The organism is Microbispora oryzae (genome assembly GCF_017896165.1).
Lineage (GTDB): Bacteria > Actinomycetota > Actinomycetes > Streptosporangiales > Streptosporangiaceae > Microbispora > Microbispora oryzae.
The window spans coordinates 210,907-226,147 of the sequence record NZ_JAFCNB010000001.1; the positions used below are offsets into that span (position 1 = coordinate 210,907).

Consider the following 15,241-nt stretch of genomic DNA (forward strand, 5'->3'; position numbering starts at 1 on the left):
GACGAGGCGCGGCGTGAGGGAACGAGGAATGCGATGAGACTGCCGGTTGCCGCGGGGCTCGCCACCGCGGCGGTCACGACGACGCTCTACCCCCTCTTCGACGGGGGCGCCTGGTTGTGGGCGAGCATGGGCGCGATCCTGGTGACCACCCTGGTGGGGACGGCGGCGACTCGCCTGGCCGCGCCGGCCTGGGTGGCGACCGTCGTCATGCCGTTCGCGCTGCTGGCCTACGTGACGGCCGCCTTCGCCGCGTCGGACGCGTGGCTGTGGTTCATCCCCACGCCGGGCTCCGTCGCCCGGCTGGCCGCCCTGATCGGCAGCGGTTTCGACGACATCCAGCGGTACGCCGCGCCCGTTCCCACGCACGACGGGATCGTGCTCCTGACGGTGATCGGCGTCGGGCTGATCGCCCTGCTCGCCGACCTGTGCGCGGTACGGCTGCGGCGCGCCGCGCTCGCCGGTCTCCCGCTGCTGGCGCTGTTCACCGTGCCGGCGGCCGTGCTGACCGAGGCGATCGGCTGGATCGCGTTCGTGCTCGCGGCGTCCGGTTACACCGGGCTGCTGGTGGCCGACGGCCGTGAGCGGCTGAGCCGCTGGGGCAGCGCCGTCGTGGTGCGGCGGTCCAGGAGCACGGGGAAAACGGCGCCGAGGCCCGACACCGGGCGGCTCGCCCTGTCGGGCAAGCGCATAGGGGTGGGCGCGATCGCCCTGGCCATCCTGGTGCCCGCCCTGCTGCCCGCGCTGTCGCCCGCACCTCTCTTCCAGTTCGGCGTCGGCAACGGCCTGGGCGGCGGTAGCCGCAACATCGGCATCCCGGACGCCATCGCCAAGCTGAGCGGGGAGCTGAGCCAGCAGAGCAACGCCACGGTGCTCACCTACTCCTCGAGCGACGATCAGCCCCGCTACCTGCGGATCTACTCGCTGGACGTCTTCGACGGGGTGAAGTGGACGTCGAGCGGCCTGCGCGGCCGTCCTCAGGACCGCGTGTCCGAGGGGCCGCTGCCACCGCCGCCGGGCCTGTCCGTCTCGGCCCCGGCCGGCTGGGCCCAGACCACGATCAGCATCAGCGACGACGTCGGGCCGCTCCGCTTCCTGCCGTTGCCGTATCCGCCCGAGCGCATCCAGGTGGACGGCGACTGGCGGGCGGACCAGTCGACCCTGGTGGTCTTCTCCACCCAGGACGAGGCGGCCGGGCTCGAATACCGGGTCGTCACGAAGGAACCGCGGCTCACGCCGGAGCAGCTCACCGCGTCGCCGCCCCGGCCGGACGGCGAGCGGCGCTTCCTCGATCTGCCCGACGCGCTCGACCCCCGGGTCGAGGCCCTCGCGCGGCGGGTCGCCGAAGGAGCCTCCTCACCGTACGAGAAGGCGGTGAAGCTGCAGGAGTGGTTCACCAAGACGGGCGGCTTCACCTACAGCCTGGACGCGTCGGGGTCCGGCGCCCGGGCGCTGGCGCGTTTCGTGCTCCAGACCCGCAGCGGTTACTGCGAGCAGTTCGCCAGCGCGATGGCCGCGATGGCCCGGATGCTCGGGATCCCGGCCCGGGTGGCCATCGGCTACACCGGCGGCACCAAGATCGGCGATGTCTGGACGGTGCGCACCCACGACGCCCACGCCTGGCCCGAGCTGTACTTCGAGGGGGTGGGGTGGCTGCGGTTCGAGCCGACCCCCTCCGGCGCGGCGGGCCAGGGCACGGCCCAGGCGCCGGCCTACTCCCTGCCCGTCGTGCGGACGGCCTCCCCCACCGCGGGCCCGACGCCGGAGGCCACGTCCACGTCGGACGATTCGGCCGACGCGGCCCGGTCGGCCAGGCGTGACTCCCGCGCGTTCGACCGTGATCTCGGCGCGGTGCCCGTCGTCGCCGACCCCGGGCTGACGGTCGCCGCCAAGGTGGGCATCGGGGCGGCCGCCGTTCTACTGCTGGCCCTGGTGCCCGGCGTGGCGCGGCTGCTGACCAGGGTGCGGCGGCGCCGCCTGGTGAGCCGGGGCTCCTCCGGCACGGAGGCGGCGTGGCGGGAACTGTGCGACACGCTCACCGACTTCGGGATGGCTCGCCGCCCAGAGGAGAGCCCCCGGGCGCTGGGGCGGCGCCTCACGGAGCGTTACGAGCTCGACGCGCGGACGGCGGCCTCGCTGACGCGGATCGTCACGGCGGAGGAGCGGCTCAGGTACGCCGCGTCGCCGGCGGCCGACGGCCCGGTCCCGGCCGATCTCGCCGGGGTCAGGCGCGGGCTCGCGGCAGGCGTGTCGCGGGCACGCCGGATCGGCGCGGTGATCGCCCCGATGTCGACGCTGCTGCGGATCGGGGCCGCGGGGGAACGGGGGCTCGATCTCTTCGACCGGCTGGAGGGTCTTCGCCTGTGGCCGGCCCGCCGGTCCGCCGCCGGCGGGCCCGCCCTGAATCGATCTGCGCTGGATGGATCTGCGCTGGATGGATCTGCTCGCAACGGATCTGCTCTGACCGGATCCACTGTGAACAACGCGGGGAACACATCCACCGTGGAGGGGCCCGCCGGACGGACGGAAGGTGCTCGGAGGTGAGGATGCGGGTGTCGTCCGGCCCGCGCCGCTGAGCCGCTGGCCGCCGGAGGGGGCGGCCGCGCGGTCAGCGCTCGTCGTGCCTACGGCGCCAGCGCTCCTCCATCCGCTCCATGAACGTCTGACGCTGCGGGCGGCGGCCCCGGGCGGCGGCGGGTCGCGCGGACGACTCGCCGAATCCGTTCATTCTCTTCCAGCTCGACAGGCCCCACAGGCAGGTGACCAGCATGACCACGAATCCGGCGACACCGAGGACCGGGTTCGTGATGACGCCCACCATCAGCAGGATCACGCCGAGGGCGAAGCCGATGGAGGCCTTCACCAGACGGCGTTTGTAGTGGCTGCGCGGGTTGCTGATCCGGACGGTATTGGCCCACTTCGGGTCCTCGGCGTAGAGGGCCTGCTCGATCTGGTCGAGCAAGCGCTGCTCGTGCTCAGAGAGCGGCACGGCGCCTCCCAAGGACGGCCCCATTGAGGGGAAGACGGCAACGGACGACACGGGATGTCCGAACCTCGCGGTCGGTTATCCCCAGAATACGAGGCTGTAGACGTAGGCGAAAGAAAACGTCCAACGCGGTCCAAACCGGAGGTGACGTCATGGATCCATTGGACCAAACGGACGCCGAACGAGCGAGCCCGGTACCACAGCGTCCGGGCCGAACCTCCGGACCGCCCGGTCCATGGCCTGCTCGGCCTCCCGCCAGCCCGTTTCCCGATCGCCGAGACCGAGTTGCCGGGTGGCGGTGGCCGCCGGGCTGAGATTTTCCACGCGGACGCCGACCAACCGGAGGCGCACCCGGTCGAGACCGGCCGCCTCGAACAGCTCGCGAGATGTGTCGTAAATCTCCTTCGCGACGTCGGTCGCCTCGCGCAGCGTCCTCGACCGGGTGATCGTGGTGAAGTCGGAGCGGCGCAGCTTCACGCTGACGGTCCGGCCGACATGGCCGGCGGCCCTGAGCCGGGCGGCGACCCGCTCGGACAGCCGGAGCAGCTCACGTGTGATCGTCTCGGGGTCGTCGACGTCGTGGGGGAACGTCTCCTCGTTGCCGATGCTCTTGTCGGGGGTGTGCGGGACCACGCGGCGCTCGTCGCGGCCCCACGCCAGGGCGGCCAGGTGGGCGCCCACCGCGCCGAACTCCCGCTGGAGCGTCGCCACCGGTACGTGGGCGAGATCACCCACGGTGCGGATGCCGAGCCGGACGAGCGCCTGCTCGGTCCGCTCGCCCACTCCCCACAGGGCGGCGACCGGCAGCGGGTGGAGAAACTCCACGACCCGGTCGGCCGGGACGACCAGCAACCCGTCGGGCTTGCACTCGCGGGAGGCCAGCTTGGCGACGAACTTGCTGCTCGCCACCCCCACCGAGCAGGTGATGCCGAATCGGTCGGCCACCTGGTCGCGGATGGACCGCGCGATCGCCACCGGGCTGCCGAGCCGCCGCCGCGCCCCGCCGACGTCGAGGAACGCCTCGTCGGACGCGATCGGCTCGACCTCCGGCGTGATCGACTTGAAGATCTCCATGACGCCCCTCGACACCTCGGCGTAGGCGTCGTGGCGGGGCGGGATGACGGTCGCCTGAGGGCAGAGGCGCCGGGCCCGGGTCATCGGCATGGCCGAGTGGACGCCGAACCTCCTGGCCTCGTAGGTGGCGCTCAGGACGACGCCGCGGGCGCCGGTGGCGCCGACGATCACCGGGGTGCCGCGCAGCCCGGGCCGGTCGATCAGCTCCACGCTCGCGTAGAAGGCGTCCATGTCGACGTGGAGGATCGGGCAGCCGCTGTCGTCCGCGGGCCCGCGAGGCGACGGGTCCCGGGGCAGCAGCTGGTTCCGCGACACATCGCCACCCTACCCGAACACGGTTTCTATTCGCAGGTTCTATTCGCAGGCTCCGGCCTGGTCAGCGGTGAGCGATGACGTGGATCTGGGTGGCGATGTCCCGAAGGACCGGATGCGCGGCCGCCGCCTGCTCCAGCGCGGCCAGCCCCTCCGGGTCGCTCTCGGCGAGCATGCCGGGGACGAGGCCGGCGAAGATGCGCACGCCGTGCACCTCGCCGGGAGTGAAGCCCTCCCGGGACAGCAGCGCCGTCAGCGTCTCCCGCGAGAACCTGCGGGGCGTGGGGTCGCGGTCGCCCCAGCGCCCGGCCGGGTCACTCAACACCCGGCCCGCCTCGTCGAACCGGCCGGCCAGCGAACGGTGCACGGCCACGGCGACCGAGTTGGCCGCGAGCACGCTCACCGCCCCGCCGGGACGGAGAATGCCGGCGACGGCGCCGAGCGCGCCCGCCGGGTCCTCCACGTACTCAAGCACGCTGTGGCACAGGACCAGGTCGGCGCTGCCGGGCGGGAGCAGGCGGGCCAGGTCGGCCGCGTCGCCCTGCAGCCCCTTGACACCCACGCCGGTCTCGGCGGCGCGGCGTTCGAGCGCGGCCAGCGAGTCGGGCGTCGGGTCGACGACCGTCACGGCGTGACCCAGCTTGGCGAGCGGCACGGCGAACCCGCCCGTGCCGCCGCCCGCGTCGACGATGTCGAGCGACACGCGTCCGGTGACGGCGGACCGCCCGGCCAGGGCCGCGCGCAACGCCGCCCAGACCACGGCCTGCCGCGTGGCGTCACCCACCTCAGGCCTCCTTCGGCGTCACAGCGACAGGGAGGGCTTGAGCTGCTTGAACCGGGCGAGCAGGCCGTTCACGAACTGCGGCGACTCGTCGGTCGACAGCTCGGCCGCGAGATGGACCCACTCGCTGATGACGACGCCCTCGGGCACCTCGTCGGACCAGAGCATCTCGTAGGTGCCGCCCCGCAGGACGTTGCGGTCCACGGCCGGCATCCGTTCGAGCGTCCATCCCTCCGAGTACGTCGAGATCAGCTCGTCGATCCGGTCGATGTGCCGGACGGCGCCCTCGACCAGGAAGGAGGTGTACTCGTTGACAGGCGGGTCGGCGCGCTCCACCCGCTCGGCCAGGACGTCCAGCGGACTGAGTCTCCTGGCCTCGGCCTCGAAGAGGATGTCCAGGGCGCGGCGGCGGGCCTTCCCCCGGGCAGACACGTCAGGCCCGACCGAGGTACTCGCCGCTGCGGGTGTCGACCTTGACCTTCTCGCCGGTCGTGATGAAGAGCGGCACCTTGATCTCAGCGCCGGTCTCCAGGGTGGCGGGCTTGGTGCCGCCGGTGGACCGGTCGCCCTGCAGCCCAGGGTCGGTCTGCGCGATCGTCAGCTCGACGGCGGCCGGCAGGTCCACGTAGAGCGGGCTGCCCTCGTTGAACGCCACGGTCGCGACCGTGTTCTCCAGCATGTAGTTGGCGGCCTCGCCCACGGTCGACCGCGGGATGTTGACCATGTCGTACGTCTCCGTGTCCATGAACACGAAGTCGTCGCCGTCGAGGTAGGAGTACTGCATGTCGCGCTTGTCGACGTTCGCCACGTCGACCTTCACACCGGCGTTGAAGGTCTTGTCGACGACCTTCCCCGACAGGATGTTCTTCAGCTTGGTGCGGACGAACGCGCCGCCCTTGCCGGGCTTGACGTGCTGGAACTCCACGACGGCCCACAGCTCACCGCCGTCGAGCTTCAGCACCAGTCCGTTCTTCAGGTCGTTCGTCGTCGCCACGTGAGTCTCCCGTGTCAGCCGCCCTACAAGACGAGCAGCTCCTTCGTCGAAAGGGTAAGGAGCTCCGGCCCTTCGTCACGCGTCACCAGCGTGTCCTCGATGCGCACACCGCCCATGCCCGGAAGGTAAACCCCGGGCTCGACGGTGATCGGAACTCGATCCTCTAGTCTACCGGTCCTGTTGGGGCCGAGGAACGGCAGCTCGTGGATCTCCAGGCCCACGCCGTGCCCCAGGCCGTGCCCGAAGTGCTCTCCGTGGCCGGCCGCGGCGATCAGATCGCGGGCCGCGGCGTCGACCTCCCCGGCCGTCGCGCCCGGTCGTACGGCGTGGCGGCCCGCCCGCTGGGCCTCCCGGACCAGGTCGTAGAGGTCGCGCTGCCAGGCGGCGGGGCGGCCGACGGCGACGGTACGCGTCATGTCGGCGTGGTAGCCGTCGTGGAGGGCGCCGAAGTCCATGGTGACGAGGTCTCCCGGCTCGATCGGGCGGCCCGACGGGCTGTGGTGCGGGATGGAACCGTTCGGCCCGGCGGCCACGATCGTGTCGAAGGCCGGTTTGTCCGCGCCCAGCTCCACCATGGCGGCCTCCAGCCGCCGGGCGAGCTCACTCTCGGTCATGCCGGGCGCGATCCGCTCGACGACCCGGGAGAACGCCTCGTCGGTGATCGCGCAGGCCCGGCGCAGCGCCTCGATCTCCCCTTCGTCCTTGACGGCCCTGACCGTCTCGACCAGGTCGGCGACCGGGACGAGAACGTGCCCGCCCCCGTGTTCCCCCGCGTACTCTCCCGCGTGTTGTCCCGAAAGGGCGTGGAACGCGCCGACGGACATGTGGGTGGCCTCGACAGCGATCCGGCCCGGCCCGCCCGACTCCCGGGCGCGCCGCAGCAGCGCCCCGGCCACGTCGCGATCCTCGATCACCTCGACGCCCTCGCACACCCGCCTGGCCGTCTCGACGTACCGGGCGTCGGTGGCCAGCAGGGCCTCGCCCGCGCCGGTGACCAGCACCGCGGCGTTCGAGCTGGCCAGGCCGCTGAGGTAGCGCACGTTCACGGGCCAGGTGACGAGCACGGCCGTGACGCCGTGCTCGGAGAGTGCCGCGGCGAGCCTCGCGCGGCGGGGAGCGTGGTTCACGGACGGGACTCTACGCCGTGCCGCGCGGGCCGGCCGGACAGCCCCGATCCCGGCCCGCCCGGCCCTCCCGGGCGGGCGGCGGCGGAGGCGGGACCGGGATCAGGCGGCCAGCTCCCGGACCCTCTCGACGAGCCGGACGCGCTCCTCGTGGGTGCGGGCGAACGGCGCGACGTTGAGCGTGGTGACCCCGGCCTCCCGGAGGGCGGCGATCCGCTCCCTGACGTGACCCTCCGGGCCGACGAGCGACATCCGCTCCAGGAGCTCCCTGGGCACCAGCGCGGCGGCCTCGTCCTTCTTGCCGTCGAGGTAGAGGTCCTGGATCAGGGCCGCCTCCTTCTCGTAGCCGTACCGCCGGGCGAGGTCGTTGTAGAAGTTCCTCCCCCTGGCGCCCATGCCGCCGATGTAGAGGGCCGCCATCGGACGGCCGAGCTCCAGCACGTCGTCGAGGTCGTCGCCGATGGCGAGCACGGCCTGGGCGATCACGTCGAGCTCGCCCAGCGCGGGGTCCCTGCGGGCCTTCCCGGCGGCGAGCGAGGGTCCCCACACGTCGGCCGCCTTCTCGGGCATGAAGAAGATGGGCTCCCAGCCCTCCGCCAGCTCGGCCGTGAGCTCGACGTTCTTGGGCCCGATGGCCGCGATCACGATCGGGATGCGCTCCCGCACCGGGTGGTTGATCAGCTTGAGCGGCTTGCCGAGGCCGGTGCCGCCCTCCAGGGGCAGCGTGTGATGGCGGCCCCGATACTCCAGGGGCTCGCGCCGCCACACCTTCCGGCAGATCTCGACGACCTCACGGGTCCGGCCCAGCGGGGCGGTGTACGGCAGGCCGTGGAAGCCCTCGATCACCTGCGGGCCGGAGGCCCCGATGCCCAGGGTGAAGCGCCCGTCCGAGACGTAGTCGAGCCCGGCGGCGGTCATCGCGAGCAGGGCCGGAGTGCGGGTGTAGATCGGCAGGATGCCCGAGGCGATCTCCAGGCGCTCGGTGCGCGCCGCGATGTAACCCAGCTGGCTGACCGCGTCGAAACTGTAGGCCTCGGCCACGAACACGATGTCGAGCCCGGCCTTCTCATAGTCGGCCAGCTCGGCCACGGTCTCCTTGAAACCCCCCGAGTAGCTGAGGGCCATGCCGATCCGCATCCGCTCGTCCTTCCGCCCGCCATGGTCCGTACCCGCCATTAACCGAATGTTGTTCTGTCTCTGGCTTAACCAAGAGTAACGATCGGACGAGGCGGGGACCAACCCCGGACGTGGGTCAGGAACAGACCCCGACGCCGCCGAGCACCGGCAGGAACGCGCCGCGCAACGGCGGCGCGTCCGGGTCGGGACGCCACTCGTTCAGCGGCACCAGGCCCGGCTCCACCATGTCCAGGCCCTCGAAGAACCGGGCGATCTCCTCGCGCCGGCGCGCCTCGAACGGGGCGTTGGCATGGTTGTACACGCCGCCGGCCGCCGCCATCGCGCCCGGCACGGGGTCGGAGCTGACGTGGCTGATCACGATGTGGCTGCCGGGGGGCAGGAGGTCGCGATACCGCGCGACGATCCCCGCCGGGTCCTCCTCGTCCGGGACGAAGTGCAGGCACGCCACCATCAGCACGCCGACCGGCCGGTCCAGGGGGAACGCCTCGCGCTCGACCAGGGCGACGATGTCCGCCGGGCGACGCAGATCGGCCTCCAGGAACCGCACCCGCGGATCACCCGCCAGCAGGGCGCGCCCGTGCGAGGCCACCACGCGGTCGTTGTCGACGTAGGCGACCAGCGCGTCCGGGGCGGTCTCCAGCGCGATCTCGTGGACGTTCCCCTGGGTGGGCAGGCCGGCGCCGAGGTCGAGGAAGCGCCGGATGCCCCGTTCGCGGGCCAGGTGGCGGACGGCCCTGGCCAGGAACGCCCGGTTCTCCAGGACGGCCTCCCTGACGTGTCCCTTGGACAGCTCGATGACCTTGTCGGCGGCGGCGCGGTCGGCCGGGAAGTGGTTCTTGCCGCCCAGGTAGTAGTCGTACATCCGGGCCACGTTGGGCCGGTTGAAGTCGGATCCCCCAGGCAACTGGTCCAGATCTGCCACCACACGCTCCCGCTCGGCCGGATTTTCCCCGTTGATCATAATGGGCGGGCATCGGGCGCGACAGAAGCGTCCCGAGGGGTCCCAAGGCGTCCCGGAGCGTCCCCGGCCCTCGGGACCGGCTCTCGGGACCGGCTCTCGGGACCGGCTCAGGGCGGGCCGAGTCTCCGGAGGTCCTCGGGGGTGTCGACGTCCGCCGGGTCGGCCACGTCGTCGCACGGCACCGGGGTCAGCAGTTCGGGACGGGCTCGCAGGAACGCCCGCGCCCCCACGTCTCCCTCGGCCAGGGCGGCGACCTCAGCGAAGTGCTCGCGGGCGAGCAGCACCGGGTTGCGCGGCGCCCCGCCGTACGTGGCGACCGCCACGGTGGCGCCGGACGCGAACGCCTCGATCAGCCGCCGTACGGCGGGGGGCCGGACGAGCGGCTGGTCGGCGAGGGCCACGACCACGGCGCGGGCCGAACCGGGCAGCGCGCGCAGTCCCGCGCGCAGCGACGAGCCCATGCCGGCCGCCCAGCCCGGGTTCGCCACCACGACGGCCCCCTCGACCGGGACCATCGCCGCACCCAGCACGACCACGACGGGGGCGCAGCCGCCGGACGCGAGCAGCCGGACGCCGCGGTCGACCAGCCGCTCGCCCGCCAGCTCGGCGACGGCCTTGGGGCCGCCGAAGCGGCTGCCGCCGCCCGCCGCGAGCAGCAGCCCGGCGACTCCGCCGCCGGGGCCGGTCACCGGGGCTCCGCGGCCGGCCGGTCGCCGTGGATACGGCCGGCCGTCTCGGTCAGCGGCCGGCCGCTGCCGCCCCAGCGCAGCTTGATCAGCTCGGCCGCGATCGACACCGCGGTCTCCTCCGGCGTACGCGCGCCGAGGTCGAGCCCGATCGGGGAGCGCAGCCGGGCGAGTGTCTCCTCCGGCAGCCCGGCCTCGCGCAGCCGGGCCAGCCGGTCCTCGTGCGTGCGCCGCGACCCCATCGCCCCCACGTACGCCGCGGGGGTGCGCAGGGCCACCTCAAGCAGCGGCACGTCGAACTTCGGGTCGTGGGTGAGCACGCAGATCACGGTCCGCGCGTCGACCCGCGCCTCCGACAGGTAGTCGTGCGGCCACCGCACCACCACCTCGTCGGCCTCGGGGAAGCGCCTGGACGTGGCGAACACCGGCCGGGCGTCGCAGACGACCACATGGTAGCCCAGGAACTTGCCGATCCGGGCGACCGCCGCGGCGAAGTCGATGGCGCCGAAGACGAGCATGCGCGGGGACGGCGCGAAGGATTGGACGAAGACCCGCAGGTCGTCGAGCCGCCTCTCGCCCTCGGGGCCGTACCTGAGGACGCCGGTCGTCCCCTGGGCGAGCATCCCGCGGGCGTCGTCGTCCACCGCGTCGTCGAGCCGCGCCGGGCCGAGCGAACCGGTCGCGCGACCGGCCCAGATCACCCGGCGGGCCCCGGCGCGTCCCGGACCGGCCAGGATCGTCGCCACCGCGACCGGTTCCCGGCGGGCGACGGAGGCCGCGATCTCGCCCAGCTCGGGGTAGCTCTCCCGCGAGACCGGCTCGACGAAGACGTCGATGATCCCGCCGCAGGTCAGACCGACGGAGAACGCCTCGTCGTCGCTCACGCCGTACCGCTGGAGCACCGGCTCGCCCGCCGCCACAACCTCCTGGGCGAGGTCGTAGACGGCGCCCTCGACGCACCCGCCGGAGACGCTGCCCACGGCCTCGTCCCCGAGCACGGCCATCGACGCGCCCGGTGGCCGGGGCGCGCTGCTGAACGTGGCGACCACGGTGGCGAGCCCGAACCGCTCCCCCGACTCCCACCAGCGCGTGATCTGTCCCAGGACGTCACGCATGGGCCTGCCCTCCCCCCGTCGTTCGCCGCTCCGGCCGGCGCTCCGACAGCAGGACCGCCAGTTCTTCGAGCGCCGCCAGGCTGTGCCCGGCGACGAAGTCGTCGACGTACGGCAGCGCCGCCCGGATCCCCGCCGTCAGCGGGCGGTACGCGGGGTCGCCCTTGTGCGGGTTCGCCCAGACGATCCGATGGGCGATCCGCGACAGACGCGCCATCTGTACGCCCAGCGGTTCGGCCGGCCCCCGTTCCCAGCCGTCCGAGGCGATCACCACCACCGCGCCGCGCGGGTCGGGCAGCCGAAGCAGTTCTCGCAGCTCCTCCCCCAGCCGGGTGCCGCCGCTCCAGTCCGGGATCACGGCCGAGCAGGCCCTCATGGCCTCGTCCGGGTCGCGGTGGCGCAGCTCCGCGGTGATCCGGGTGAGGCGGGTGCCCGCGCTGAACACCTCGGTCGCCCTCGGCTCGGCCCGCGCCAGCGCGTGGGCGAAGCGCAGCATCACGTCCGCGTAGGCGGCCATCGACCCGCTCACGTCCACCACCATCACCACCCGGCGCGGCCGGTCGCGGTGCGCCCGCAGCCGCAGCCGCGCGGGCTCCCCGCCGTGCCGCACGGCCTCGCGCACCGTGCGGCGCCCGTCGAGCGTTCCCCGCGTGGACGGGCGGTGACGCCGCGACCGGCGGCGCTCCCGCGTCCCTTCGAGCATCGCCAGCAACCGGCCCACCTCCCGGCGTTCCGCCTCGCTCATCCGGGCGACGTCGCGGTGGCGCAGTATCTCCACCCGGCTCGCGGTCGCCGGCGGCGCGCTCCCGTCGGCTGTCCCCTCTCCGTCGCGGGAGCCGTACGGCGCTCCGGTGTGCCATGTCACGACGGCACTCGCGCTCCTGCGGCGCGACCCGTACGGCTCCCCGGAGAAGTAGGCGGCGAAGCACCGGTCATAGCGTGCGATGTCGTCAGGCCCGGCGCACAGCGTGAGGCGGCCCGCCCAGTAGACGTCCCGGCGCACGGCCGGGTCGAGCAGGCCGAGCGCGGTCAGGAAGCTCTGCGCGCGCTGGTGACCGGCGTTCACCCCGGCCGCCCGGAGCGTCCGGACGAACCCCGTCATGACCGCCGTGGCGTCGCGCCGGTCAGCCGCGTGTCCCTCCGCCGTGTTCCCCTCCGCCGTGTTCCCCTCAGCCGGGTGGCCGTCCGCCGCCGGGGGCGCGCCCATGGCGCCGGGAGGCTCAGGCATGGCGCGTGCCCCCGGGCGCGGGGTCTGCCGTGGACCCTGCCGTGGACCCTGGCGTGGGCCCGCCCGTAGACCCGGGCGCGGCGCCGAGCAGGGTCCGCAGGCCCTGGGTCCGTACGGCGTCCTGGTCCTCGCGATACTTCAACACCGCTCCGAGCGTGACGGCGGCCAGCTCGGGGTCCAGCCGTACGGCGCCCAGCGTGGTCAGCGCCCGGGCCCAGTCGAGCGTCTCGGCGACGCCCGGCGGCTTGACCAGGCCGGCCGCCCGCAACCGGGCCGCCGCCCCCGCCACCTCGGCGGCGAGCCGCTCGGCACAGCCCGGAAGGCGCCTGAGCAGGATGGCCACCTCCCGGTCGAAATCCGGATGTTCCAGCCAGTGGTAGATGCAGCGGCGCTTGAGCGCGTCGTGCACCTCCCTGGTCCGGTTGCTGGTGACGACCACGACGGGAGGCGACTCGGCGCGGATCGTCCCCAGCTCGGGGATGGAGATCGTGAAGTCCGACAGAACCTCCAGGAGGAACGCCTCGAACTCGTCGTCCGCCCGGTCGATCTCGTCCACCAGCAGCACGCTCGGCTGTGTCTCCACGGCCTTCAGCAGCGGCCGGGCGATCAGGAACCGCCGGTCGTAGATCTCACCTTCGAGGGCCCTGGCGTCGGTCGCGCCCGTCGCCTCGGCGGCCTTCAGATGGAGGAGTTGCCGGGCGAAGTCCCAGTCGTACAGCGCCTGGGCCGCGTCGAGCCCCTCGTAGCACTGCAGCCGGATCAGCGGAGCGCCGAGGATGGCCGACAGAGTCTTGGCCAGCTCGGTCTTTCCCACACCCGCCTCGCCCTCCAGGAAGAGCGGGCGGCCCATCCGCACGGCGAGGAACGCGGCCGTCGCCAGCCCGTCGTCGGTCAGGTAGTCGTGGTGGTCGAGCAGCTCAGCCAGCGTTCCCGGCGAGTCGAGACCGGCCACCGTGGTCGTCCGCCGCAGCACAGGGCCAGGCTACTGCTGGCGTCGGCGTGCCGCTCTGGCCGATCACACCAAACCGCCGCCGGTCAGGGGACGCACGTTGCCACGATCCGACAGCGGCGATCGTGTCGCGGTCAGGGAGTGGTGAGACGGGCGCGGATGGCGGCGGCGCCGGATTCGGCGAGCCAGTCCGCGAGGGTGCGCATACCCGGGTGGATGACGCGCAGCGCCTCGATGTCGGCGTGCCAGCGGTCCCCGGCCGCCCAGCGCCTCTTGATCTCGGCGATATCCGGGCCGAGGGCGGCGACCTCGTCGTCGGTGAGTTGCTCGTACCGGATCGGGATGCCGGTCGCCTCGCTGATCGCGGCGGCCGCCTCGACCGGGGTCGGTTGGTCACCGGCCAGTTCCAGGGTGCGTCCGGCGAACCGGGCCGGGTCCGCGAACGCGAGCACGGCGAACTCCGCGATGTCCTCCAGCGCGATGATCTGCATGGGCGCGTGCGGATGGAACAGGTGCCGATGGACGCCGTCGGAGATGCCGTCGATGCCGATCGCTCCGACGGCGAGATAGTTGGTCATGAACCGCACCGGGCGAAGCACGGTGGGAAGGGCGATGTGGTCGAACAGATACCTCTCGATCAGTACCTTTCCCTCTGAACCCTTTGACGCGGTCGATGCCGAGGCCACGGTGCTGAACACGACCTGCTCGATGCCCGCCGCGGCCGCGGCGTCGATCAGCACCCGGCCGCGGGCCGCTTCGAGTTCCGTTTCGGGTCCGGCCGGCCCGTAGGCCACGGGCGGTATGCCGAACACGGCGGCGGCGCCGTCAAGCGCGGGCGGCAGGCTCGCCGGATCGTCGAAGTCTCCCCGCACGAGCTGGGCGCCCGCGGCCGCCAGCGCGACGGCGGCGGGCGCGGCCGGGTCACGCACCAGAACGCGCACCGGCCGGCCCTCGGCGAGCAACCGCCGGGCGGTGACGCCGCCCTGCTTGCCGGTGGCGCCGGTCACGAGGATCGGGGAGTCAGGATTGTTGGATATCGCGGTGGCCATGGTGCCCTCTCCGTAAATAGTGGAGGATGCGGATGCAATCCGGAATGCTCCACCCGCTTCGCCACCGTGGACAAGGATTACGTGACATGGAAGCAGCACCGAGCGCGACACCCGCTGGGCGCGCCGACGCCCGCCGTAACCGAGATGTCGTGCTACGCACAGCGATGCGTGTGTTCGCCGAGGAAGGGCCGGAGGTGTCGCTCAGCCGGATCGCGCAGCGGGCGGGAGTCGGCGCGGGGACCGTCTACCGGCACTTCCCGACCAAGGAGATCCTGATCGAGGCCGTGCTGGCCAAACACGTCGAAGGGCTGGTGTCCGCCGCCGACCGGTGGACCGCCCAGGCCACCCCCGGTGACGCGCTGTTCGGGTTCCTGCTCGAAGCGATCGAGACATCGGCGGGGCGCCGGCACTTCTGCGACCTGCTCCCAACCGGCCAGGGCTGGCCGCTCGCCGTACTGACCGCCGCGGCGCGGCGGTTCAACGAAGCGCTGGAACGCCTGCTCCGCGACGCGCAGGAGGCCGGTGCCGTACGCGCCGACATACGTACCGACGACCTGACCGCGCTGACCGTCGGCGGCATGGCACTGCGTTCGGCGCACCGGGACCGGGCACGCGGCACACGGCTCGTACGACTGCTGCTGGACGGGCTGCGCCCCCCCTGCCGTCGCCGGGATTACTGGGGCGGTCATCCCCGTCACCGCCGTCACGAAATCCTGCACGCAAGCCGAAGCGTTCCGTGACGCCGTCCCTCCCTCCCCGTCGCGTCACGAAACCAGCGCCCCGAGGCACTGCGCGGAATGCGGCGCGCGACTGCGCGTCCGGGCCACCGGGCGGCCGGCCCGCTACTGCGG

Annotated in this window: 15 protein-coding genes; 2 read left to right on the forward strand and 13 right to left on the reverse strand. The window is 73.0% G+C overall.

Annotated features, from left to right (window positions below):
* The first annotated feature begins 33 nt into the window (after positions 1–33).
* Positions 34–2,541, forward strand: coding sequence for a transglutaminase TgpA family protein (locus tag JOL79_RS00920; protein ID WP_210153664.1), 2,508 nt, complete (start codon positions 34–36; stop codon positions 2,539–2,541).
* A 64-nt stretch (positions 2,542–2,605) separates the two neighbouring features.
* On the opposite strand, the gene JOL79_RS00925 is transcribed toward JOL79_RS00920, so the two are convergent.
* From JOL79_RS00925 to JOL79_RS00985, 13 genes are all read right to left on the reverse strand, one after another.
* Positions 2,606–2,986 (reverse strand): SCO2097 family morphological protein, encoded by a 381-nt coding sequence (locus JOL79_RS00925; protein ID WP_210153665.1) that lies wholly within the window; start codon positions 2,984–2,986, stop codon positions 2,606–2,608.
* A gap of 147 nt (positions 2,987–3,133) precedes the next feature.
* Complete coding sequence (locus JOL79_RS00930; RefSeq protein ID WP_210153666.1) at positions 3,134–4,372, reverse strand: DNA polymerase IV; 1,239 nt, start codon at positions 4,370–4,372, stop codon at positions 3,134–3,136.
* A 61-nt stretch (positions 4,373–4,433) separates the two neighbouring features.
* Positions 4,434–5,153, reverse strand: coding sequence for a class I SAM-dependent methyltransferase (locus tag JOL79_RS00935; RefSeq protein ID WP_210153667.1), 720 nt, complete (start codon positions 5,151–5,153; stop codon positions 4,434–4,436).
* A gap of 18 nt (positions 5,154–5,171) precedes the next feature.
* A complete protein-coding gene (nusB, locus tag JOL79_RS00940) occupies positions 5,172–5,582 on the reverse strand; it encodes a transcription antitermination factor NusB (protein ID WP_210153668.1) in 411 nt (136 codons plus the stop codon).
* 1 nt (position 5,583) lies between these two features.
* Positions 5,584–6,144, reverse strand: coding sequence for an elongation factor P (gene efp / locus JOL79_RS00945; protein WP_210153669.1), 561 nt, complete (start codon positions 6,142–6,144; stop codon positions 5,584–5,586).
* A gap of 23 nt (positions 6,145–6,167) precedes the next feature.
* Positions 6,168–7,271, reverse strand: a complete 1,104-nt coding sequence (locus JOL79_RS35290; protein ID WP_307848219.1) for a M24 family metallopeptidase — start codon at positions 7,269–7,271, stop codon at positions 6,168–6,170.
* Positions 7,272–7,370: 99 nt separating this feature from the next.
* The gene (locus tag JOL79_RS00955) at positions 7,371–8,405 is read right to left on the reverse strand and encodes an LLM class F420-dependent oxidoreductase (RefSeq protein ID WP_210154152.1); all 1,035 of its coding nucleotides are present in this window, start codon (positions 8,403–8,405) and stop codon (positions 7,371–7,373) included.
* A gap of 115 nt (positions 8,406–8,520) precedes the next feature.
* Positions 8,521–9,327: an SAM-dependent methyltransferase gene (locus JOL79_RS00960; RefSeq protein ID WP_307848220.1), complete on the reverse strand. Its 807-nt coding sequence runs from the start codon at positions 9,325–9,327 to the stop codon at positions 8,521–8,523.
* 146 nt (positions 9,328–9,473) lie between these two features.
* Positions 9,474–10,055, reverse strand: a complete 582-nt coding sequence (locus JOL79_RS00965) for a nucleotidyltransferase family protein (protein WP_210153671.1) — start codon at positions 10,053–10,055, stop codon at positions 9,474–9,476.
* Positions 10,052–11,167 (reverse strand): XdhC family protein, encoded by a 1,116-nt coding sequence (locus tag JOL79_RS00970; protein WP_210153672.1) that lies wholly within the window; start codon positions 11,165–11,167, stop codon positions 10,052–10,054. Before JOL79_RS00970 ends, JOL79_RS00965 begins: the two co-directional genes overlap by 4 nt.
* Positions 11,160–12,392 carry a vWA domain-containing protein gene (locus tag JOL79_RS00975; RefSeq protein WP_230984004.1) on the reverse strand — a complete coding sequence of 411 codons (1,233 nt, stop codon included), beginning with the start codon at positions 12,390–12,392 and terminating at the stop codon, positions 11,160–11,162. The genes JOL79_RS00970 and JOL79_RS00975 overlap by 8 nt, the downstream gene beginning before the upstream one ends.
* Positions 12,385–13,365, reverse strand: a complete 981-nt coding sequence (locus JOL79_RS00980; protein WP_210153673.1) for an AAA family ATPase — start codon at positions 13,363–13,365, stop codon at positions 12,385–12,387. The genes JOL79_RS00975 and JOL79_RS00980 overlap by 8 nt, the downstream gene beginning before the upstream one ends.
* A gap of 110 nt (positions 13,366–13,475) precedes the next feature.
* The gene (locus JOL79_RS00985; protein ID WP_210153674.1) at positions 13,476–14,390 is read right to left on the reverse strand and encodes an NmrA family NAD(P)-binding protein; all 915 of its coding nucleotides are present in this window, start codon (positions 14,388–14,390) and stop codon (positions 13,476–13,478) included.
* Positions 14,391–14,539: 149 nt separating this feature from the next.
* Here JOL79_RS00985 and JOL79_RS00990 point away from each other — a divergent pair, with 149 nt between their 5' ends.
* The gene (locus JOL79_RS00990; RefSeq protein WP_210153675.1) at positions 14,540–15,130 is read left to right on the forward strand and encodes a TetR/AcrR family transcriptional regulator; all 591 of its coding nucleotides are present in this window, start codon (positions 14,540–14,542) and stop codon (positions 15,128–15,130) included.
* Positions 15,131–15,241 lie beyond the last annotated feature (111 nt).